The following is a 261-nucleotide window of genomic DNA, read 5'->3' on the forward strand; positions in this document are numbered from 1 at the left end:
CTTCGCCACCTCGGGATTGCGCATACTGTTGAACGACTTCGGCTTCACATAGACCACGTGGCGCACACCCTCCATCACGCCATGACCGAGGGCTGATTCCGAACGCAGAATCAGATCGTTGTCATCGACGTCGAGGATTGAATCGTCGAGCATCTCCTTCTTGTCGACAATCGGGCGGATCTGTAGCCAATATAGCGTGCCCTTATGCTCACTCTTCATGGCATCCGGATTGATCACGCCGGCAAACTCTATCTCCACGGG

1 protein-coding gene is annotated in these 261 nt (G+C 54.8%); it reads right to left on the reverse strand.

What is annotated here, in order from left to right; translation table 11 throughout:
- On the reverse strand, positions 1–261 hold a 261-nt coding region (locus ACX9YW_RS23160; protein ID WP_460351091.1), incomplete at both ends, for a hypothetical protein.

The organism is Pseudoneobacillus rhizolycopersici, from assembly GCF_054786815.1.